This window comes from Salinimicrobium xinjiangense DSM 19287, from assembly GCF_000423585.1.
Taxonomy (GTDB): domain Bacteria; phylum Bacteroidota; class Bacteroidia; order Flavobacteriales; family Flavobacteriaceae; genus Salinimicrobium; species Salinimicrobium xinjiangense.
Map to the genome: position 1 here is coordinate 264,650 of NZ_AUIG01000002.1, position 20,991 is coordinate 285,640.

The 20,991-nt window shown below is 41.1% G+C and carries 23 protein-coding genes; 11 read left to right on the forward strand and 12 right to left on the reverse strand.

Going from position 1 to position 20,991, the window contains the following annotated elements:
• Positions 1–98: 98 nt before the first annotated feature.
• Positions 99–1,163 (reverse strand): transporter substrate-binding domain-containing protein, encoded by a 1,065-nt coding sequence (locus tag G564_RS0103405; protein ID WP_029036419.1) that lies wholly within the window; start codon positions 1,161–1,163, stop codon positions 99–101.
• 236 nt (positions 1,164–1,399) lie between these two features.
• Here G564_RS0103405 and G564_RS0103410 point away from each other — a divergent pair, with 236 nt between their 5' ends.
• Together G564_RS0103410 and G564_RS0103415 are read left to right on the forward strand one after the other, a co-directional pair.
• Positions 1,400–1,723 carry a hypothetical protein gene (locus G564_RS0103410; protein WP_029036420.1) on the forward strand — a complete coding sequence of 108 codons (324 nt, stop codon included), beginning with the start codon at positions 1,400–1,402 and terminating at the stop codon, positions 1,721–1,723.
• Positions 1,724–1,801: 78 nt separating this feature from the next.
• Positions 1,802–2,131 (forward strand): hypothetical protein, encoded by a 330-nt coding sequence (locus G564_RS0103415; RefSeq protein WP_029036421.1) that lies wholly within the window; start codon positions 1,802–1,804, stop codon positions 2,129–2,131.
• Between the two features lie 114 nt (positions 2,132–2,245).
• On the opposite strand, the gene G564_RS0103420 is transcribed toward G564_RS0103415, so the two are convergent.
• The gene (locus G564_RS0103420) at positions 2,246–2,836 is read right to left on the reverse strand and encodes a riboflavin synthase (protein ID WP_029036422.1); all 591 of its coding nucleotides are present in this window, start codon (positions 2,834–2,836) and stop codon (positions 2,246–2,248) included.
• Positions 2,837–2,895: 59 nt separating this feature from the next.
• Between G564_RS0103420 and pdxA the strand changes: the two genes are divergently transcribed.
• The 9 genes from pdxA (at position 2,896) to G564_RS0103465 (ending at position 10,303) form a co-directional block, all read left to right on the forward strand.
• The gene (pdxA, locus tag G564_RS0103425; RefSeq protein WP_029036423.1) at positions 2,896–3,942 is read left to right on the forward strand and encodes a 4-hydroxythreonine-4-phosphate dehydrogenase PdxA; all 1,047 of its coding nucleotides are present in this window, start codon (positions 2,896–2,898) and stop codon (positions 3,940–3,942) included.
• A gap of 96 nt (positions 3,943–4,038) precedes the next feature.
• Positions 4,039–4,575: a YceD family protein gene (locus tag G564_RS0103430; protein WP_029036424.1), complete on the forward strand. Its 537-nt coding sequence runs from the start codon at positions 4,039–4,041 to the stop codon at positions 4,573–4,575.
• A gap of 9 nt (positions 4,576–4,584) precedes the next feature.
• A complete protein-coding gene (gene rpmF, locus G564_RS0103435) occupies positions 4,585–4,782 on the forward strand; it encodes a 50S ribosomal protein L32 (RefSeq protein WP_006988996.1) in 198 nt (65 codons plus the stop codon).
• A 174-nt stretch (positions 4,783–4,956) separates the two neighbouring features.
• Complete coding sequence (locus G564_RS0103440; protein ID WP_029036425.1) at positions 4,957–5,952, forward strand: beta-ketoacyl-ACP synthase III; 996 nt, start codon at positions 4,957–4,959, stop codon at positions 5,950–5,952.
• A 21-nt stretch (positions 5,953–5,973) separates the two neighbouring features.
• A complete protein-coding gene (gene accB, locus G564_RS0103445) occupies positions 5,974–6,474 on the forward strand; it encodes an acetyl-CoA carboxylase biotin carboxyl carrier protein (RefSeq protein WP_029036426.1) in 501 nt (166 codons plus the stop codon).
• 41 nt (positions 6,475–6,515) lie between these two features.
• Entirely contained in the window at positions 6,516–7,865 is a 1,350-nt protein-coding gene (gene accC / locus G564_RS0103450; protein ID WP_029036427.1) for an acetyl-CoA carboxylase biotin carboxylase subunit, read from the forward strand.
• A 196-nt stretch (positions 7,866–8,061) separates the two neighbouring features.
• The gene (locus G564_RS0103455) at positions 8,062–9,177 is read left to right on the forward strand and encodes an NAD(P)/FAD-dependent oxidoreductase (protein WP_029036428.1); all 1,116 of its coding nucleotides are present in this window, start codon (positions 8,062–8,064) and stop codon (positions 9,175–9,177) included.
• Positions 9,177–9,848: a monofunctional biosynthetic peptidoglycan transglycosylase gene (gene mtgA / locus G564_RS0103460; protein ID WP_029036429.1), complete on the forward strand. Its 672-nt coding sequence runs from the start codon at positions 9,177–9,179 to the stop codon at positions 9,846–9,848. Before G564_RS0103455 ends, mtgA begins: the two co-directional genes overlap by 1 nt.
• Positions 9,848–10,303 carry a hypothetical protein gene (locus tag G564_RS0103465; RefSeq protein ID WP_029036430.1) on the forward strand — a complete coding sequence of 152 codons (456 nt, stop codon included), beginning with the start codon at positions 9,848–9,850 and terminating at the stop codon, positions 10,301–10,303. Before mtgA ends, G564_RS0103465 begins: the two co-directional genes overlap by 1 nt.
• Positions 10,304–10,320: 17 nt before the next feature.
• On the opposite strand, the gene G564_RS0103470 is transcribed toward G564_RS0103465, so the two are convergent.
• The 10 genes from G564_RS0103470 to G564_RS0103515 form a co-directional block, all read right to left on the reverse strand.
• Positions 10,321–11,289: an ABC transporter ATP-binding protein gene (locus G564_RS0103470; protein WP_029036431.1), complete on the reverse strand. Its 969-nt coding sequence runs from the start codon at positions 11,287–11,289 to the stop codon at positions 10,321–10,323.
• A 96-nt stretch (positions 11,290–11,385) separates the two neighbouring features.
• Positions 11,386–13,569, reverse strand: coding sequence for a prolyl oligopeptidase family serine peptidase (locus G564_RS0103475; RefSeq protein WP_029036432.1), 2,184 nt, complete (start codon positions 13,567–13,569; stop codon positions 11,386–11,388).
• A 104-nt stretch (positions 13,570–13,673) separates the two neighbouring features.
• Complete coding sequence (locus tag G564_RS18490; protein ID WP_051205286.1) at positions 13,674–14,156, reverse strand: DUF4625 domain-containing protein; 483 nt, start codon at positions 14,154–14,156, stop codon at positions 13,674–13,676.
• 31 nt (positions 14,157–14,187) lie between these two features.
• Positions 14,188–14,535, reverse strand: coding sequence for a hypothetical protein (locus tag G564_RS0103485; protein ID WP_029036433.1), 348 nt, complete (start codon positions 14,533–14,535; stop codon positions 14,188–14,190).
• 2 nt (positions 14,536–14,537) lie between these two features.
• Positions 14,538–16,913: a TonB-dependent receptor gene (locus tag G564_RS0103490; protein ID WP_037373389.1), complete on the reverse strand. Its 2,376-nt coding sequence runs from the start codon at positions 16,911–16,913 to the stop codon at positions 14,538–14,540.
• A 79-nt stretch (positions 16,914–16,992) separates the two neighbouring features.
• Positions 16,993–17,328: a hypothetical protein gene (locus tag G564_RS0103495; RefSeq protein WP_156879164.1), complete on the reverse strand. Its 336-nt coding sequence runs from the start codon at positions 17,326–17,328 to the stop codon at positions 16,993–16,995.
• A gap of 68 nt (positions 17,329–17,396) precedes the next feature.
• Entirely contained in the window at positions 17,397–18,386 is a 990-nt protein-coding gene (locus G564_RS0103500) for an aspartate-semialdehyde dehydrogenase (protein ID WP_029036436.1), read from the reverse strand.
• A 301-nt stretch (positions 18,387–18,687) separates the two neighbouring features.
• Entirely contained in the window at positions 18,688–19,125 is a 438-nt protein-coding gene (mscL, locus tag G564_RS0103505) for a large-conductance mechanosensitive channel protein MscL (protein ID WP_029036437.1), read from the reverse strand.
• Positions 19,126–19,162: 37 nt separating this feature from the next.
• On the reverse strand, positions 19,163–20,272 hold the full coding sequence (alr, locus tag G564_RS0103510) for an alanine racemase (RefSeq protein ID WP_029036438.1): 1,110 nt from the start codon (positions 20,270–20,272) through the stop codon (positions 19,163–19,165).
• On the reverse strand, positions 20,244–20,912 hold the full coding sequence (locus tag G564_RS0103515; RefSeq protein WP_029036439.1) for a thymidine kinase: 669 nt from the start codon (positions 20,910–20,912) through the stop codon (positions 20,244–20,246). The genes alr and G564_RS0103515 overlap by 29 nt, the downstream gene beginning before the upstream one ends.
• Between the last annotated feature and the right edge of the window lie 79 nt (positions 20,913–20,991).

Genomic DNA, 20,991 nt, shown 5'->3' on the forward strand with positions numbered 1-20,991 from the left:
AATATATAAATATACATTGAGTGATAAGTAGGATTTTTATCGGGAATGTTACAGTTGTAATAAAATAGTATTCATTACCGGGTTGGCAAATAATTCTTCTACTTGTAATCTTTTATAAGATTTAACCATTCCATACTCTTTAAAGAACCAATTAAAACAGGATTTATGGTGTCAAGGAGTGGTGAATCGAGAGGGAAAGTGTAACTGTAGTAATCCTTTTTTAACGACTTTTCGAGCACTACTAATTCATCTCCGAGCTTTTTCTCCTCAATAAGAAAATTTAAAATAGGTTGATCATAAACGAAGGTGGAGGCTTCGTCCTGAAGTAAAGCCTCAATACCTTCTGCTGCATTTAGAACTTTCTTCGAAGAGATTTGATATTGGTCCAGAAGTTCCTGGGCGCTTGAACTTTTTACGGTTATAACATCAAACCTTTCAAGATCCTGGATGGAGTTGATCTCATCCTGCATATTCTGAACTGTTAGAGAGGAGGCGATTCCTGCAGTAAGCGTAGAGATCATAATAATAGCCATGAACATCCAGATGAGACCCACGAACCGTCCTCCAAGGGTGCGGGGAGCTTTATCTCCGTAACCTACAGTGGTCATGGTGACGGCACTCCACCAGAATCCCTGTAGGATACCGCGTCCCCCGTTCCCGAATTCTTCGGAATTTTTTTTACGCTCAAAGACCCAAACCATAAAGCCGAAAATAAAAATGACCCCTACCAGTATTAGAATGGCTGAAAAGAAATTCCAGCTGAAGATGTTGGAAAGGTAAGCCCAGAAAGCAGATCCACTCTTTCGGGCTATCCCGGTATAGGAAATGAAGTAAGGTTGGGAAAAATCCATTCGCTGCATTCTTTGATCGGTCACCGTAATTGGATTGATACTAAAATCAACTTCACCACTTTCTACGGCAAGTAATAGGTCCTCGAGGCTATTATAATAGCGGTATTCGTATTCAGAATTCAGCCGTCTATTCACAAGTTGCCAGGATTCAATACTTAAACCCGAAAATTTGTCATCTTTATATATGACGAATGGAGGAGCTTCGGTTAGTCCGATCACGAGAGGCTTGTAGTTTTGTAAAAGGGTATCTTCCTGCGCTGTAAGAGGATAGAAACACAACAAGAATAAAATAGGTAAGAGAATCTTTCTCATTTATGGGCTTTTTTCTTATTCAGCGGCAATGTAGAAATTTATAGGGAAAATCAGTAATAATAGGGAGATGGAGAAGTCTGCCCCTCTTTTAACCGATACTTTTTGTAAGTATTTTCTTTAATATCTGATTATCACTTCATAAAGATTGATTTATTTTCTATTTTTGAGGGTTAGAGGAGTAGGTTTTATTTAATATACTTCTAATTGGATTCTTATATTGCTCCAAATATTAAGGAATGTTGTTGGCTATGGGTAAAAGTATTAAATACTGGATTCTAATATTCGCTATTGCAGGCTTTACCTACGCCGTCTATAGCCAGGGTCCTGTTCAGGGACCGCCCGAACCCAAAACAGCGGCAAACCAGACCAGTGGGAACGGCAGAGGGCCCTGCGGGGAATTACCCGATCCTGATAATCCCGGTAATGGTCCGGGAATACCACCTCCGGTAGGACTTTGCCTTCCCATAAATGACTATCTCTTACCGTTGTTTATTAGTGGAATCGTCCTTGGCGGAATCATGGTATGGCGTTTGGAAGGGAAAATTGAGAACGCTCAATAAATCGATAAAAAGCGTTAAAAAACCGATAAAATGCGCAATTAAGGTTGTACAGAAGAAATATCGTATTATTTTTCCGCCATGGAAAAAGAAGTCCGGTGCTTTATTATCTTGGCTGCTTTAATGGCAAATTTGCATTTCGGTTTTTCTCAGGATTTTTCCAGTCCGCCACCCGAACCAATGATAACGACCCAGGATACGACATCTGATTGTGGAAGCGGTGATGGTGGAGATGGTAGTGGTGTTCCTCCTCCTGTAGGCCTATGTCTTCCTATTAATGATTATTTGTTGCCTCTGCTGATTTCCGGTGTAGCATTGGGTGCAGGATCTCTTTTCAGGATCCACACGAAATTGACATCGGTGATGTCGGATAGAAAAAAGAAGAATTATGAGAAAGTTTTCAGGCTGTAGTTAAAAAATTTCAGCTGAAGGATAGGATAGTTTTCTAATAAAAAAGTGGAGTTCTTTTCCGGAGGGGCATTTCTCTCACGATCCAGACTCTTTTCCCGGGCAGCATTGAACTTCTCAGGAATTCAGATCCATAAGCCTCTTTACGTATTTTCCTATGACGTCAAATTCCAGGTTCACAATCATTCCTTCCCTTAGGTCCTGAAAGGTGGTATTTGCATAGGTGTAGGGAATTATGGCAACACTAAAGGTTTTTTTGCCTGAGTTCACAACGGTTAAACTAACACCGTTTACAGTAATGGATCCCTTTTCTATGGTAATATTCTCTTTATCGGGATCATACTCAAAATCGAATTCCCAACTGCCGTTCTTCTCTGTCACTCCGGTACAAACAGCCGTCTGGTCCACATGGCCCTGCACTATATGTCCGTCAAGCCTGGCGCCTAACTGCATTCCCCGCTCCAGGTTCAATTTCTCACCTAACTTAAGATTTCCAAGATTGCTTTTGAAAAGGGTTTCCTCAATAGCAGTCACCGTATATTCTGAATTCCGGATGTCCACCACTGTTAAACAAACCCCATTATGGGCTACACTTTGATCAATTTTGAGTTCAGGTGTCATGCCTGCCTTAATGGTAATGTGCAAATTTCCTTCTCTTTTTTCGATAGCGGTTACTACCCCCAGTTCTTCGATGATCCCTGTAAACATTCCTTATTTATTAATTACCTTTGCCGGTATAAAATTAGAATAAATAGAGGGAAATCATTATGAAATCAGCCGATAAAATAAAAGTGGGAATAAGTATTGGAGATCTTAACGGAATTGGGAGTGAGATCGTGCTGAAGACTTTTGAAGATGCCCGGATGATGGAACTGTGCACTCCGGTTGTTTTTGCTTCGGCCAAGACGATCACCTTTATAAAAAAGAAGCTTGACATTGACATTAATTTTCAGGGGGTTGATGAGGCTTCTCAGGCTATAGATAACAAATTCAATGTGGTCAATGTATGGAAGGAAAATGTAGATATTAATTTCGGAGAAGAAACTCCCGAAGGAGGTAAATACGCATTTCTCTCGCTGCAGGCGGCGACCCGGGCATTGATCAAGGGAGAAATTGACCTTTTAGTTACGGCCCCCATTAATAAACATAATATTCAAAGTGAAGACTTTCAATTTCCGGGGCATACAGATTACCTCGCAAAAGAATTAAAAGGGGAGAGTCTTATGTTTATGATAACCGATACCCTTAAGGTAGGATTGCTTACAGATCATGTTGCCGTTAAAGATGTGGCTGCTCACATTACTCCCGAATTAATTGAAAAGAAAATAAAGATTATTCAGAAAACCCTTCAGCAGGATTTTCGCATTGCCCAGCCCAAGATCGCTGTACTGGGAATTAATCCTCATAGCGGTGATAATGGTGTGATTGGAAAAGAAGATGAGGAGGTCATGAAGCCGACCCTTGAGAAATTAAGGAATAGCGGAAAACCGGTGTTTGGACCATATCCGGCCGACAGTTTTTTTGGGTCAGGGAACTATAAGAATTTTGACGCAATAGTAGCTGCTTACCACGACCAGGGCCTTATTCCATTCAAGACTCTTTCCTTTGGAAGCGGCGTGAATTTCACCGCGGGATTGAGTAAGGTGCGAACATCGCCAGATCATGGTACTGCTTATGAAATAGCAGGGAAAAATGAAGCCGATCATCATTCTTTTAAAGAAGCCGTTTTTAAGGGTATGGATATTTTCAGAAACCGGCAGGAGTACGAGGAACTCACGGAAAATGTACTGAAAAAACAGAGCAAAAAGATATAAACAAAAATTTGTTTATAAAGAATAGTCAATTCATTAATTTTTATATCTTTGCACCCGCCTTATCCTAAGGGAGAGGCACTTGAAACTGATGATGAAATGAGGAAACTAAAGGAGTTTACGATCCCTTTTGTGGGTCTTAAACAGGGAAAGCACCAGTTCGGGTACGATATTGACAATAAGTTCTTTGAGCATTTTGACTACGATGAATTTAACAGTTCTAACATACGTGTGGATCTCGAGTTAGAGAAAAAATCCACTATGCTGGAGCTCACTTTTAAAGCATCGGGAACGGTTAATGTTTATTGTGACCTTACCAATGAACCATATGATCAGCCTATTGATTCAGAGCTGTTCCTGGTAATTAAATTTGGACAGGAATACAATGACGACAACGAGGACCTTCTTATTCTGCCTCACGGGGAATTTGAAGTTAATATTCAGCAATACATTTATGAAATGCTGGTTCTTGCAGTTCCGTCAAAAAGAGTTCATCCGGGAGTACTTGACGGTACTCTAAAGTCTGAAGTACTTGAAAAGCTGGACGAGTTAAGTCCCCGGGAAAAGGAAATTACAGCAGAGGAAGATATCGATCCCCGCTGGAACAAATTAAAAAATTTATTAAACGATAAATAATACGCAGCCATGGCACATCCTAAGAGAAAAACCTCGAAAACGAGGAGAGATAAAAGAAGAACGCATTATAAAGCGTCTGTACCACAAATAGCAACAGATCCTACTACCGGAGAGGCGCATTTGTATCACAGAGCGCACTGGCATGAAGGTAAACTATATTACCGTGGTCAGGTGTTAATAGACAATACAGAAGAAGTAGAAGCTTAATTCTTATTCAGGAGCTTTGAATCTTAGACAAAACTCTCACATTGTGAGAGTTTTTTGTTTTAAGTTGATAAAGTGCTAAAAACACCTTAATTTGCACCGCTGTATTTTGAGTATTTAGTAATTTACTGTTTATCAGGAAGCTAAGCTTAGTGCAGAGGCATAAAATGTCATTTTATGAATAAAAAAACGGCAGCAATTACAGCTGTAGGCGCATACGTACCCGATTTTGTCCTCTCCAATAAGGTCCTGGAGACAATGGTAGACACCAATGATGAGTGGATAACCTCCAGAACGGGAATAAAAGAACGCCGCATCCTTAAAGACCCTGATAAAGGAACTTCTTTCCTTGCTATAAAAGCAGCACAGAACCTTATTGAAAAGTCAGGAATAGATCCTGCAGAAATAGACCTTTTGATCATGGCTACTGCCACACCCGATCTTCCGGTAGCAGCTACAGGTGTATATGTAGCTACTCAGATTGGGGCTGTCAATGCGTTTTCATATGACCTGCAGGCTGCATGCTCCGGTTTTTTGTATGCCATGTCTACTGCAGCAGCCTATATTGAATCCGGACGTTATAAAAAAGTAGTTGTCATAGGTGCCGATAAAATGTCATCTATTATAGATTATACAGATCGAACTACCTGTATCATCTTTGGAGATGGTGCGGGAGCTGTTTTGTTTGAAGCTAACGAAGAGGGGCTGGGATTACAGGATGAAATCCTTAGGAGCGATGGTGCAGGAAGAGAATTTCTCAAGATCTCTGCCGGCGGATCCCTTATTCCTGCCAGTGCCCAAACAGTGGCCGATAAACAGCATTATGTGTTTCAGGACGGAAAAACAGTATTTAAGTTTGCTGTAACAAATATGGCCGACGTGAGTGCCAAGATCATGGAGCGCAATAATCTTACTAATGAAGATGTAGACTGGTTGGTGCCTCATCAGGCAAATCGCCGTATCATTGATGCCACCTCGGGACGTATGGGTCTGGATGATTCAAAAGTACTTATGAACATTCAGCGTTACGGTAATACAACTTCTGCTACCTTGCCGTTATTATTGAGTGACTTTGAAAAACAATTTAAAAAAGGAGATAATCTTATATTTGCTTCATTTGGAGGAGGGTTCACCTGGGGCTCTATCTACCTTAAATGGGCATATAATTCTTAAAAACACCCAACACTAAATATTATGGATTTAAAAGAAATTCAGAATCTGATCAAATTCGTAGCTAAATCCGGAGCCAGTGAGGTAAAGCTGGAAATGGATGATGTGAAGATCACCATTAAGACCGGCTCTGACGAGAGGGAAACTACGATCCTGCAACAGGTGCCAATGCAGGCTGCACCACAAATGCAACAGCCGCAGCAGCAACAGGCCCCTGCTCCTCAACAACAACAGGAGAATCGGGCTTCCGGTGGCGAATCGGCCTCAGGTCAGGAGGACAAGGGTTATCTTACCATTAAGTCTCCTATTATTGGAACTTTCTATAGAAAACCATCTCCAGATAAGGAGGCATTCGTCGAAGTTGGAGATTCAGTAAAGGTTGGTGACGTGCTTTGTGTGATCGAAGCTATGAAACTTTTCAACGAGATCGAAAGTGAAGTTTCCGGTAAGATTGTGAAGGTTTTGGTGGATGATTCTTCACCTGTAGAATTTGACCAGCCACTTTTCCTGGTAGATCCCTCTTAGGAACTATTAGAAATTTACCCTACAGATAAAACTAAACAGGTATGTTCAAAAAAATATTGATTGCCAACAGGGGAGAGATCGCTTTACGCGTTATTCGTACCTGTAAGGAGATGGGCATAAAAACGGTAGCGGTATATTCCACTGCCGATGCAGAAAGCCTGCATGTGCGTTTTGCCGATGAAGCTGTTTGTATTGGCCCTCCTCCCAGCAACCTTTCCTATCTAAAAATGTCAAATATTATAGCAGCTGCAGAGATTACCAATGCAGATGCTATTCACCCGGGTTATGGATTTCTTTCGGAAAACGCTAAATTTTCCAAGATCTGTGCCGAACACCAGATTAAATTTATTGGCGCCAGTCCCGAGATGATCGACAAAATGGGGGACAAGGCAACTGCTAAAGCTACTATGAGAGCTGCCGGTGTTCCTTGTGTTCCGGGATCTGAAGGCATTCTCCAATCCTACGAAGAGGCCGAAGAAATAGCTGCAGATATGGGATACCCTGTCATGCTTAAAGCTACCGCAGGAGGTGGTGGTAAAGGAATGCGGGCCGTTTGGAAAAAGGAAGATCTCAAAAAAGCCTGGGAATCTGCCCGGCAGGAGTCGGCTGCAGCCTTTGGAAATGACGGGATGTATATGGAGAAGCTCATAGAGGAGCCCCGCCATATTGAGATACAGATAGTGGGCGACAGCTCCGGAAAAGCCTGTCATCTTTCAGAAAGAGACTGCTCTGTTCAACGCCGTCACCAAAAACTAACTGAAGAAACGCCTTCTCCATTTATGACCGATAAACTTCGGCAACAAATGGGTGAAGCGGCAGTAAAAGCTGCGGAATTTATAAAATACGAAGGAGCGGGTACTGTAGAATTTCTTGTAGACAAACACAGAAATTTTTACTTCATGGAAATGAACACCCGAATCCAGGTAGAGCATCCTATAACCGAACAGGTTATAGACTATGATCTTATAAGGGAACAGATCCTTGTTGCTGCGGGAGTGCCAATCTCCGGAAAGAATTATACTCCGCAACTCCATTCGATCGAGTGCCGGATTAATGCAGAGGATCCATACCATGATTTCAGGCCTTCCCCGGGGAAGATCACCAACCTACATGCACCTGGAGGTCATGGGGTGAGGATAGACACGCATGTATACAGTGGCTACGTTATCCCGCCAAACTATGACTCCATGATCGCAAAGTTGATCACTACTGCTCAAACCCGGGAAGAAGCTATCAGCAAGATGAGACGTGCCTTAGACGAGTTTGTTATCGAAGGTGTAAAAACAACCATCCCTTTTCACAGGCAATTGATGGATGAACCCGATTATGTTGCGGGGAATTACACTACCAAGTTCATGGAAAGCTTCAAAATGAAACCGATAGAATCATAACGTAGTAGTAGAGATTCTCTATAGAGAATCTCTACGCATTTATCCAGACCTCACAGGGCCGATAAGAATATCGGGGCTGTGAGGTCTTTTTTTTAGCTTGTCTTGATTCTTGGTTCTTGGAGCGCAGTGGTCTTTTTTTATACCTTTAGATGCTTCGGAAGCAATTTATTCCTGAGGTCTTAAAAATATCATTTTCATGAGCTTTTCCTGGTGGGAGCACGATTCGTGGTTCTCAAATATTGATTTTACTATAATTGGTAGTGGGATCACCGGCCTTAATTGTGCTCTGCAATTAAAAACCCGTTATCCTGCAGCCAAAGTGCTGGTGCTCGAAAGAGGCTTATTACCCAATGGTGCAAGTACAAAGAATGCGGGGTTTGCCTGCTTTGGAAGCCTTAGCGAGATCATAGATGACCTCAACCACCATTCTGAAGAGGATGTTGTTGAACTGGTTAAAAAGCGGGTTGAGGGGCTTAAAATTCTTAGGGAGAATCTGGGGGATGCAAATCTTGACCTGCAGGTAAACGGAGGCTATGAGCTTTTTACTAAAAATGACAGAGAGATGTACGAAACATGCCTCTCAAAAATGCCAAAAGTAAACAGCCTTTTAAATCCCATTTTTGGAGCCGATGTCTACAGCGTTACCGGAAATAAATTCAATTTCAGAAAAATTCAGCCAGATTTGATATTCAACCAGTTTGAAGGACAGCTTGATACGGGCAAAATGATGACGTCCCTGCTCCAAAAGGTGCAGGCTGCCGGAATAAAGATTTTGAATTCGGTTACCGTTAACGGTTTTTCAGAGACAAATACTGCTGTAGAAGTAGAAACAGAACATTTTAGCTTTTATACGAATAAACTTTTAATTGCCACAAATGGCTTTGCTTCTCAACTTGGAATTCCTGAAGTCAAACCCGCAAGGGCGCAGGTTTTAATTACGGCTCCAATTGCCGATCTTCATATTAAAGGAACTTTTCACATGGAAGAAGGTTATTATTATTTTAGAAACATTAATAACCGCATTTTATTTGGTGGGGGAAGAAATCTCAATCTTAAAGGGGAGGAAACAACTGAACTGGCACTTACTTCCCTTATTCAGCAAAAGCTGGAAGTATTACTTAAAAATGTTATTTTACCTAACACTCCTTTTAAAATTGAAAGACGCTGGAGCGGGATCATGGGAATGGGAGAACAGAAAAAGCCCGTGATCAAACAGGTTTCCAATAATGTGTTTTGCGGCGTACGACTGGGCGGTATGGGTGTTGCTATAGGAAGCCTGGTAGGAAAGGAACTGGCCGATTTAATTAAATAATGATGAAAAGATTTTTCAGGTTTGTATTAAAATTAATTTTAGGCTTATTCCTTTTTAGCATTCTAATGGTGGTGATCTATAAATGGGTGCCGGTTCCATTTACACCTTTGATGGCAATTAGATATTTCGAAAATCCCGAAGAAAATATCCGTCATAATTGGGTGCCTATGGATGAGATCTCCAACAATTTAAAGGTAGCAGTAATTGCAAGTGAAGATCAAAATTTTCCAAACCACAATGGGTTCGATTATGAAGCTATTAAAAAAGCAATGGAGGAGAATAAAAAGGGAAGGCGCGTACGTGGGGCTAGCACTATATCACAACAAACGGCGAAAAATGTCTTTTTATGGCCACAGCGCAGTTGGTTGAGGAAAGGACTGGAAGTTTACTTTACATTTTTGATCGAGCTATTTTGGAGCAAAGAAAGAATTTTAGAAGTGTATCTCAATAGCATTGAAATGGGCAAAGGTGTTTACGGCGCTGAAGCTGCTTCGCAAGTCTGGTTTGGAAAATCTGCGGCTAATCTCACCGCTTATGAAGCAGCTTCTATTGCTGCTATTTTGCCAAATCCAAGACAATACCGGGCGAATCCCGCCAGTAGCTATATTCAGGGCAGGCAATCCTGGATCGTGCGGCAAATGAGGAACCTGGGACCCATACAGTTAGACTAATGAGCAAGACTTTAAAAATAAAGCTGATAGCCGCTTGTGAGGCATATGTTGAGAAGAAACTGGAAACCATACAACAAGCCATAGATGATCTTGAGGCAGCCCTCAAGCTGGAGACAAAGTGTTCCATGGGAGATAAATACGAAACCGGCAGGGCTATGCTTCACCTGGAGTTTGAGAAGCTTGCCGTGCAGTATGAGCAATTCAAGAAACTGAGAAAAACAGTAAGGATGATACCCTCCGGGAAGATAAATAAAGATGTTGCTTTTGGAAGTGTGGTGCGAACCTCACAGGCAAATTATTTTATAGCTATTCCTGCAGGAGAATTAATTGTAGAAGGAGAAAAGTATTACGCCGTGGGAGCAACTGCACCTATAGCTCAAAATCTAATGGGAAGAACTGCAGGAGATACATTTAGCTTTAACGGGAGAGAATTAGAAGTTCAGCAAGTTTTATAATTACGTGCCTGAAGCTATCACCTGATTCGCTTATATAGTAAATCCCCTTTAAAAGAAATGAAGATCATCTTGTTCTTTGGAAGTTCTTTTGAGCATTCGAATAAGATATTCTCACCAGCCATTTCTGCTTCTGTAAGGTAATGATTGCCTTTAAAAAAGCTTTGCTTCACTCTGGCTTTATAATTTCCGCCATCTGTCTGATGAATTTCATGAGGATAGAGGATGATCTTTTTTCTGGACCCCTGATTCTTGAGGAAAAGGGATGCCGGCAGTTCGTTTACCTCTCCAAAAAGTGAAGCTACATAAGAATTTCTTGGTTCATTATATAGCTCTGACGGTTTTCCCATTTGAATTATCCTTCCATCTTTCATAGCTATGCTCTGATCTGCAAATGCAAGTGCATCTGTACTGTCGTGGGTAGCAACCAGTACTGTTACTCCGGCTTTCTTAAGGTGTGAAAAAAGGTTTCTGCGAAGTTTATTTTTTCTAAAGTGATCAATATGGCTAAATGGCTCATCAAGCAAAAGAACCTCCGGGGGATTTGCCAGTACTCTGGCCAATGCCACCCTTTGTTGTTGTCCGCCACTTAGCAGCTTTACTTTTACTCTTGAAAGCTCGCGCATCTCTACCAGTTCCAGTAGTTGATTTATCCGCTGCTGTTTCTTGCTGGGGTACATGTTAGATAAATATTTTCCCACATTATCTGCCACACTCAGCGGGGGCATTAAATCAAAATCCTGCGCCAGGTATTTCATAAAATCCTCTCCGGGCACAATATTAAATTCCGGTCCCAGCAATTGCCGGTCATTCCAAAATATTTTCCCGTCTACATGATGTAATCCATAGATAGACTGTAGTAGAGTACTTTTTCCACAGCCGCTCGCACCAATTATAGAAACATTTTCCCCTTTAGAAATGTTGAAGCTCAGGTTCTTTAAAACCCGCTTTTCTTCATAACCAAAAGAGAGATTTTTTACCCGGAGCATATTAGAAAAGTTTAGCCGGTAAATTTACGGTATTAAAAGCAAAAAGCCTTCCGGAGAAGGCTTTTTGAACTGTATTAGAATTTAAAAGCTGGACCTTTAATTACGTTTATTTGGTAAGCTTTCAAAACCCATGTTGTATAAAGTAAAGCCAAAGATATCTGCATATTGCTCAATGGTTTTACTCACCGGTGTTCCGGCACCATGTCCTGCATTGGTTTCAATACGTATTAGAACCGGGTCTTCTCCTGCATGTTTATCCTGTAATTCGGCTGCGAATTTAAAGGAATGTGCGGGTACAACTCTGTCGTCATGATCTCCTGTTGTAATAAGAGTTGCAGGATAATCTACTCCTTCCTTTACATTATGCACAGGAGAATATCCCTGTAAATATCTAAACATGGCGTCACTTTCCTCGGCAGTACCATAGTCGTATGCCCAACCTGCTCCTGCGGTAAAGGTATGGTAGCGCAGCATGTCAAGTACACCTACTGCCGGCAATGCTACTTTCATAAGTGCGGGCCTCTGAGTCATTGTAGCTCCAACCAGCAATCCGCCGTTTGATCCTCCACGAATTGCCAGGTAATCTGAAGAAGTATAATTGTTCTCGATCAGGTATTCGGCTGCAGCAATGAAATCATCAAATACATTCTGCTTTTGCATTTTCGTACCTGCATCATGCCATTCTTTACCGTATTCTCCACCTCCGCGAAGATTAGGTACAGCATAGATTCCTCCCTGCTCCATCCATACAGCGTTGGCAATACTGAATCCCGGGGTAAGGCTTACGTTAAAACCACCATAACCGTAAAGAATAGTGGGGTTCTTTCCGTCCAGTTTAAGACCTTTTTTATGTGTTATGATCATTGGGATCTTTGTGCCATCTTTAGAGGTGTAAAATACCTGCTCGCTTGTATAGTCATCAGGATTAAAATCTACATTTGGTCTGTTGTAGAGTTCAGATTTTCCTGTCTCCACGTCATATTTGAAAATACTGCTTGGAGTAACATAATTCGTAAAGCTGTAGTAGAGTTCCTTTTCGTCCTTTTCTCCACCAAACCCTCCGGCAGTTCCAACTCCGGGGAGGTCGACCTCCCTTACCAGCTTACCTTCATAGTCATATTGCTTAATGTTGGAGATTGCATCCTGCATGTATTTGGCGAAAATATATCCTCCCCCGGTTGAAGGGCTAAGCACGTTTTCGGTTTCAGAAATAAGATCTTTCCAGTTCTCAGGTTTTGGATTTGAAGCATCAACAGTAACAATTCTCCTGTTGGGTGCATCCATATTTGTCACAATGAATAACTTACTGTCCCGATTGTCTATTACATAACTTTCGTTCTCTTCATGTCCAACAATGGTGTCAATTGTAGGATTTGTTTTGGAAAGGTCCATCATGAAGAGTTTTCCGCCTGATGTAGAAGTTCTGGCAGAGATGAAAAGGTAACGGTTATCTTCAGAAACATCACCCCCTACATAGCGGTGCTTTTGTTCCGGAGTAGCTCCAAAAATCACCTTATCCTGACTTTGTGGAGTACCCAGCTTGTGGTAATAAAGCTTGTGCTGGTCTGTCTTGGCAGAAAGCTCACTACCTTCGGGTTTATCATAGCTTGAGTAGTAGAATCCTTCATTCCCTTTCCAGGATACTCCGCTGAATTTTACATCTATTAAAGTATCTTCTTTGATCTCTCTGGATTCAGCATCCATAATGATGATCTTTCTCCAGTCGCTACCACCTTCAGAAATACTGTAGGCAAGGGTTTTTCCATCTTCAGAAAAGCTCATTCCGGCAAGAGAAGTAGTGCCGTCCTCACTAAATTTATTTGGATCAAGAAAAACTTCAGGCGTCGCATCTTCAGATTTTTTTCGATAGATCACACTCTGATTCTGCAGGCCGTCGTTCTTGCTAAAGTAGATCCAATCTCCTTCTTCATTAGGAGCACTCAATCTTTCGTAATTCCATAGTTCTGTAAGGCGGTTCTTTAATTCTTCTCTAAAAGGGATCTGCTCTAAATAACCAAAAGTCACTTTATTTTGTGCCTTTACCCATTCCTCGGTTTCGGGGCTGCGGTCATCTTCCAGCCAGCGATATGGATCCTTAACTTCAGTGCCGAAATAGGTATCAACAGTGTTTCCTTTTCTGGTTTCGGGGTATTCCAATGTTGTGGATGGTGTTTGTGATGTGGTTTGTACCGGTTGTTCCTGTTGCGGAGATTGCTGCTGTGAAGTTCCACAGGAGATTAAAGCTCCGGCAGCCAGTACAGTTGTTAATATTTTTTTCATTTTCTTGTTTTTAGGGAAAGGTCTAAATGTAACTATTTTCCTATATATGAAACAAGAAAGGCTGCACATCAAGTACAGCCTTTTTTCTTATAAACTATATAGGATTATTCCACGTGTTCCTCTGCATCTGCTTCTATATGGATCTCAAGAAAAGCTTCCTGTTGATTTCCGGACTTGTCAGTAACAAATACTCCCAGATGGTAAGCTCCCTCACTTATTGGCTGCCCGTTTAACTCTGCGGGGATAGCAATTTCCTGGGTGGCTTCAAATGAAGTACGGCCTGCAGGAATAGTAAAGGTTTGTTCGTAGGCAAAAGGATTCAGATCCTGGGAAGATTTATTAAAGGCATGGGTGTGTTCATCAAAATCTTCATGGATCTCGATCTTATAAGAAGCCAGTTCCACGTTATCTGTGAAAACTGCTTCAAACAGCAGCACACTGCCCGGTACAAATTCCTCTTCTGTATGAGGTTCAACTATTGTGATTGTCGGTTTTTGGGTATCAACTACAGTGTCATCATCACTACAGGAGGTAAATACCAATGTTGCTGCTATAACAAATGTGAAAAATTTCAATTTGGTTTTCATGATTTTTTGTTTAAAAATTAGGTATTGTATTTTAATATCGGATTAATTGGAAAATAGCAGATGGAGGCCCTCTTAGAAAATACCGATAGTTTAACTTAAGAATATGTGTTGTTGAATATGGTTTGTGTTGCTGTAAATGTATTTCGGGAATAATGATCTTTTCAGCAGTATCTGCTACCATAAATGCAGGGCCTGTTCCTGTAAAATGATAGTGACATTCATGATACTCATAAATTCCGGGAGCATCAAAATTATAGTCCGCCTGTTTTGAGGTATATTCAATATGAGGCACAAGGAAGTAATGCACGGCATTTGCTGCCTGCGGAAAAAGAAATGCAGCAAGCATCAAAAAACTTATATATTTCCCCTGTTTCAGCATTTCTATTTAATAGGAATTCTAAGCATTAATTGAATGTTTCTGCCCATTTCGGGGATCTCCAGTGCCCTGTAAAAACTAGTGTGATTAAAATATTTATGATTAAATAAATTGGTCACCCGCAGGTTAAGATCGGCACTTAATTTGCCTATTTGAAGCCCTGTCTTTATACCTCCTCCAAATATCTGGTAACCCGGAGTGATCTTTTCCTGTTGCGCAATTCTATCCTGCTCAAGCGCAAAGGACGTATTTGCAAAAATTTCCGGCTTTCTTAAGATAAGGAATTCTTCAGATAAAGTATAACTTACTTCAGCAAAGCCGTTAGCAGGAGGAGTGAAGGGGAGCGGATAATTTCTTGAACTATCACCGGTAACTTGCCTGTTGTAGAGATATTCAAATGTTCCCATGACATGCAGTTTCTCAAAAAACCTTTTTTCGAGCTCAAGTTCAATCCCCGTCAGCAGGGCTTCACTTTGAGTGAACTGATAGGTCTGGCCCGAATGAGGTAATACAGAAAAAACACCACTGGGATTCAGGAATATATAGTTATCAAAATAATATAAATAAGGACTTGCTGATATCCTGAAACTGTCTTTGTTATAGTTAAGCTTTGTATCAAAAACGTAACCTTTTTCAGCATCAAGATCTGCATCACCTCTTTCATGCCTGAAAGATCCATGATGTATGCCATTTGCTCCCAATTCAATAGCTGTGGGAAGCCTAAAGCTGGTACCGGTATTTACCGAAAAATCCCAGTTTTCATTAATGTTATACAATAAGCCCGTCATTGCATTGAAATTGGAGAAATCTCTTTTTAATTCAGGACTCCGTTGGGCATATTGAGAAGCTTCTAATTCAGAACGCCCTCTACTGGTTAAATACTCAAATAATAACCCGTCATAATATTCTTCAACAGAAATCTGACTATAGTCGAATCTTGTGCCCAGGTTTATCCTGAGTTTCTCTGTGACATCAAATTCATGGGTTAGGAATATACCTGTGTTCGTTCTGAAATATTCGGGAAGGAGAAAATTATATCCACCAATAGAATTATCCTGGATCTGGCCCTGCACCCCAATGGTACTTTTACTGCCATTCGAAAATGCCCGGCTTACCTTCACCTGAGCATCATAGGTGTTGAGGTCAAAATCGAGCTCTAAATTCGGGTTTACTTCAGGAGGTTCCTGGCCGCTGTAATGGGTGTGAAAAAGACTCCACTCCTGCCGGTGATTGTTCTGAAAACCCAGTATTAGCTCAAAGGTATAATCATGGTAAAACCATTGATTTTTACTAATGGCCTTAAGATGATTTACCTTCTGAAATGGAAAATCAATATTACGCTTATCGCCATCATCCCTTACTCTCCCTACCGAGGGAATACCGTGAGCACCGGGAAAGAATCCCGACTTAAAATAAACATTACTTAAACTTAAAGTGCCTTTGTAATGTGGAGCTATATAACCTATCTGCCCATAAAGATCCACTTCTTTACCGGCTGTATTCTTAAGCTCCTGGTTATAAACAGGTATATTAAAATTTAAATAGACTATACTATCTGTGGGAACTGAATAGTCTCCAAACTCACTTAAAGTTGCCTTGGTTTTGTAGAAGAACCTGTTCTTACGGTAGGTGAGATTGGCCGCAGAAGTCAACCTGTTGTTCACACTATGAGCGAGTCCAAGAACTTCTCCCGAAAACCCTTTTTGAGGAACCTGATCATTAATGATCTTTATTACTCCTCCCATGGCATCACTGCCATGTTCAATAGCGCCGACTCCTTTTATGACCTCAATATTTTCCACATTAAGTGCGTCTATTTCAAGGCCATGATCTGCTCCCCATTGCTGCCCTTCCTGTTTGATCCCCTGTTCGGTTACAGCTACACGATTAAATCCAAGCCCACGAATGATGGGTTTTGAGGTGCCGGCTCCTATCTCTACGGAGTTTACTCCCGGAAGACGATCAAGTGTTTTGGCCAGGGAACCGGTGAATTGATCCTGAAGATATTCCCGGTTTACCCGCTCTTTGTTCTCTGCACCGCTTCTTTGAGTAAGGCCGGTCAAAACAATTTCCTCCAGGGCTGCCGCATCTTCTTTAAGAGTAAAATTTAATACCAGATCTTCTTCAATCGAAACCACAGTGTCTATTTGTTTGAACCCCAGGAACGAAATATTTAAATTGTACGTTCCTTTAGTGATATGACTTATGTGATAATTACCCTGTTTATCTGAGGTGCTGAAAAAGCTTCCAAAATGCACATGAGCATGTTCGAGAGGCTGATTTTTCTCATCTGTGATACGCCCTTCCAGGGTAATGGATTGAGCAGCCGCACAAAAGGGTAAAAAATAAAGAATGAATAAAGCTAAACCTGTCTGTTTCATTTTGGAATTCCTGGTGTAAACTAGAGCTTAAATAACTCAAAAGCCTGAATTTGTGAAAATTATGCTTTTAACGGGATCGTTATGCTATAGTTGCCGGTGGTGCTCTTAATGAAAAGATTGTTTGAGGAAGAAGAAATATTGGTTCTGTGAGGGAAGTATTTTGTTTATTATAATCTTCTGGAAGATTAATATTATAAACGAACATCTTCGGGGCATCTGCTGAAGAAAAAGTGAAATCACATAAATCACAATCTACGGCAGACTGGGAAAAGTTTATTGTTAGCTCTGAAGCTGAAATATTTTTTGATGCTTCTGAAGAGGCGAGGTGGGCGCAGGTATGCAATGCCGGCAGCAGACTGGCTGCCAGCATTAACAGGCCTAAAAATAGGTTTATATATGTTCCTTCGCTTTTCACTTGGCTCCAAAGGTATAAAACAAGCTCATGGTATCAAGCCTGTTTTTACATTATGTGTAGATCAAAGTCTATACCAGTTTGTTCTCCACCAGGTATTCCGCAATCTGTACTGCATTTGTAGCCGCTCCTTTACGAAGATTGTCGGCCACTATCCACATGTTCAGGGAATTTGGTTGGGAGAGATCTCTTCTAATGCGGCCTACAAAAACATCATCCTTACCTTCTGCATAGATCGGCATAGGGTAGGTATTGACATCTGTATTATCCTGAACAGTAACTCCCGGGAAATTGTTAAGCAGGCTGCGAACTTCATTGATGTCGAAGTCATTTTTAAAAGTCACGTTGACAGACTCACTGTGTCCACCAACCACCGGAATTCTAATGGCAGTGGCAGTTACATTAACTGAATCATCCTTTAAAATCTTTTTGGTTTCATTGGTAAGTTTCATTTCTTCCTTTGTGTAACCATTAGATTCAAACACATCACATTGAGGGATTGCATTACGGTGAATAGGATATGGATAAGCCATTTCTCCTTTTTCGCCTCTGTATTCATTCTCTAGTTGTTGTACTGCTTTTACCCCTGTGCCGGTGATGGATTGATAAGTAGATACCACAACTCTTGTAATACCATACTTCTCATGAAGGGGAGCAAGAGCCAATACCATTTGAATGGTAGAGCAGTTGGGATTAGCGATGATCTTGTCCTGTGAGGTTAGATCTTTGGCATTAATTTCCGGCACCACCAGCTTTTTGTCGGGGTGCATTCTCCATGCCGAAGAGTTGTCTATTACCGTGGTTCCCGCTTCGGCGAATTTGGGAGCCCATTCAAGTGAGGTTTCTCCCCCTGCCGAAAACAAAGCGATTTCCGGTTTTTGACTTACAGCTTCCTCTAATCCGATTACTTGATATTCTTTTCCGTTAAAGCTGATCTTTGATCCTACAGATCTTTCCGAAGCTACCGGCAACAATTCGGTCACCGGGAAATTTCTTTCTGCAAGTACTTTTAACATCACCTGTCCCACCATACCGGTGGCTCCAACTACTGCTATTTTCATTCTATATATAGATTTTAAGACCTCACTGATTTCGGAAACCAGTGAGGTCTCCATTTGGGAAGTCTGGATTTTAATTTTGCAAAGGTATTGCACTGCAAATAATTAAAAGAATGACCTAAAGAAATTTTCGGAACGTTTGATGTCTTTATAACCACTTTGTACAGATTGTTAAAAATAGAGACAGGTAAAAAAAGACCCCCGTGGTGACGGGGGTTTTGGGTTAGGATATGTAGCGTAGCGGTTACTACGTGTGATTAATCGTATTTTTGCAAATATAAAACTTTAAAAATATATTTTTAGTTTACGCCCTTCCTGAATTTTGTCTTTTGAGTTCATCCCTTATCTCCGTCAGCAATTCTTCCTGGGAAGGTCCTTTTGGCTCTGTAACCTTTGGGGCCTCTTTTTTGGTTTTGGTGCGCTCGTAGGCACGAAGAACTAAAAAGATAAAAAATGCTACGATCACAAAATAAATAGTGGCCTGGATAACATTGCCATAAGTGAGAACGGCGGCTTCTGCTTCACGAGCTGCGTCAAGAGTTTCGTATTCACCTCCATCAAGGGCGATGAACTGATTTGAGAAATCCACTCCTCCTGTAATTACACCTATTAAAGGCATAATAATATCCTCTACAAAAGAGGAGATAATTTTATTAAAAGCCGCACCTATTACCACTGCAGTGGCAAGCGCAATGATGTCACCTTTCATTAGAAAGGCCTTAAAATCTTTTAAAAATGCCATAGTTGTTTGGTTGAATTAGCAGCTTAAATGTAAGAAATTAATTACTTACAAGTACTCTTTTGACCCTTTGAGAAATACCGGTGATTAATTCATAGGAGATAGTATTGCCTTTTGCTGCAAATTCCGTAGCATGCTGAGGTCCGCCAAAGACAATAACTTCATCGCCTTCCTCACAATCAATTCCTGTAATATCTACCATGATCATATCCATGCATACATTCCCAATAATGGGAGCGTAATTTCCATTGATGATCACTCCTGCGCGACTGTTTCCATATTGCCTGTTTATACCATCTGCATGGCCCAGAGGCAGAGTGGCTGTTTTGGTAACTTTTTTTGCTTTAAAAGCTCTGTTGTAGCCCAATGTTTCTCCTTTTTTCATGTGATGGATCTGGGAGATTATGGTTTTCAATGTAGCAATAGGCCTCAATTTTTGATCTATTGGTTCATCATTGCCAAAACCATAAAGCCCTATACCTGTTCGAACCATATCAAAATGAGCCCTGGGATAATTGATTACTCCAGATGTATTGCAAATATGAAGCATAGGCCGGTAACCCAATTCATCATATAGCTTTAAGGCTATATTCCGGAAAGTATGGATCTGTAATAAGGTAAATTCCCGTTCCCGCCAGTCCTCACTGGCTGCCAGGTGGGAAAAGAAAGAAGCAGCCTTTAATGCTTCAGTACTTTTCAAAAGATCTCTCACTACTTGAGTTTCTTTTTCAGAAAATCCCAGTCTGTTGAGCCCGGTGTTGAACTTGATGTGTACCGGATAATTTTTTTGATTTTGTCTTTCGGCTGTCTCTATGAATTCTTCCAGAACAAATTTGCTGTACAGGCTAGGCTCAAGACAATTTTCAATAATAGCTTCAAAATTCACCGACTGTGGGTGTAGGACTAAAATCGGGGTTTCTATACCTGCTTGACGCAAAGCTATTCCTTCATCTGTATAGGCCACGGCAAAATAATCGACACCTAATTCTACAAGTTTACGGGCAATACCTGCAACATCACTGCCATAGCCAAAAGCTTTTACAACCGCCATAAGTTTTACATCCTTATCTGTTTTAGAACGGAGATAATCGTAGTTATGGGCAAGAGCATTAAGATCAATTTCAAGTACGGTCTCCCTGGCTTTCGGCATGTTCACTTCTTTTATTTTCTTTTACTTCTTCTGGTTCTTTAACTTCCAGATTTCGGAGTTTTTCCCGTAATCTCGCTTTATAGAAAGCTCCGCGGCTTAAAGGTTCGTATTCTTCTGTTTCTCCCAGCATTACAAGATCTTCATTGGAGGTTTTTCTGTAGCTGAACTGGGCGAGATTTCCTGTGCGGGTGCAAACAGCATGCACTTTAGTGACATATTCGGCTGTTGCCATAAGGAAAGGCATTGGACCAAAGGGATTTCCTTTAAAATCCATGTCAAGGCCCGCAACTATCACCCTCACCCCCCTGTTAGCCAGATCATTACAGACCGTTACGATCTCCTCGTCAAAAAACTGTGCTTCATCAATTCCCACCACGTCACAATCATCGGCAAGTAACCGAATATTGGCAGCAGCAGGTACGGGGGTAGACCTTATTTCATTTGAATCATGGGAAACCACCATTTCTTCGTTATACCGGGTGTCTATGGCCGGTTTAAAAATTTCAACTTTTTGTTTTGCAAATTTGGCGCGCTTGAGCCTGCGAATAAGCTCTTCGGTCTTTCCCGAGAACATCGATCCACATATAACTTCAATCCAACCAAATTGCTCCTTATGATTTACAGTATTTTCGAGAAACATTTTGTATTTTTCAAGACCAAAAAACGAACTTCGCTTTTTATAAAGGTGACACAAATTTAATTAAAATACAACCGCATTT